Source organism: Endozoicomonas sp. ALB115 (assembly GCF_049310245.1).
Classification (GTDB): Bacteria; Pseudomonadota; Gammaproteobacteria; order Pseudomonadales; family Endozoicomonadaceae; genus Endozoicomonas.
In genome coordinates, this window is sequence record NZ_JBLYZG010000202.1 from 1 (window position 1) to 1,055 (window position 1,055).

At 48.1% G+C, this 1,055-nt stretch carries 1 protein-coding gene; it reads left to right on the plus strand.

The window, feature by feature from the left end:
• The coding region (locus tag ACO6VE_RS24625; RefSeq protein WP_422464158.1) for an IS1634 family transposase at positions 1–1,055 on the plus strand (1,055 nt) is incomplete at both ends.

Genomic DNA, 1,055 nt, shown 5'->3' on the forward strand with positions numbered 1-1,055 from the left:
AATCTGGATGGCACCAGCTTTCATGTGGATGGAATCTATAACAGTCATGAAAATCCTGATGACTTGAATTGTATCCATATCTGCCGCGGTTACAGCCGTGACCACCGACCTGACCTGAATCAGGTGGTCTTGCAGTTAATGACCGAAAATGAGGCAGGTATTCCAGTGTTTATGGCACCTGCGAGCGGTAATGTAAACGACAAAACTTGTTTTCAGGAAATTATCAAAAATCATCTGTCGTGTTTCAAGGAGACTTTGAATAGCCGCTATCTGGTCGCTGATGCCGCCATGTACGTTGCTGAAACCCTTCAGTTGCTTGACGAGCAAAAGCAGCTGTTTATCTCCCGTGTGCCCCTGAATATCAAGGGTGCAAAGGAGCTGGTCGGCAAAGCGCCAGCCATGTCATTGGAGCCGGTTGAAGGCTATGAAGATTATTACTCTGCTGAAGTGCCTTCCTGCTATGGAGATGTTAAACAACGATGGTTCTTGTTTCTCAACAAAAAGCGCAGGCTGGTTGAACAGAAAACACTGACCCGAAAGATGCAGAAGCAGTCACTGAAAGAAGCCCGTGATCTGGAAAAGCTGGGAAAAAAGGCCTTTCTGTGTCGGGACGATGCATTGAAGGCTTTTGCCTTATGGCAGAAACAATCGAAACTCTGCCAGAGTGCAACGGAGCCTGAGGTTACCGGTAAACCCTGTTATTCGGGCAGGGGACGGCCATCGCCGGATAGCAAGCCTGATCACTTCGAGTACTTTGTGCAGGCTGAATGCTTTGTTCCCTGTCAGAAAAGGGAGAATGCACAGGCCTCACTGGGTTGCTTTATCCTGGGCACCAATGAATTGGATCAGAATTGCATGAGTGCGACGGAGCTATTGTCTACCTACAAGTCACAACAACAGGTTGAGGGCGGCTTTCGATTCCTGAAAAGCCCGGACTTTCTGGTCTCTTCACTCTATCTGAAGAAAGCTGAGCGCATTGAAGCTCTGTTAATGGTGATGACACTGTGCCTGATGGTCTATGCTGCTATCCAGCACAAAATAAGGCACGAGCTGAA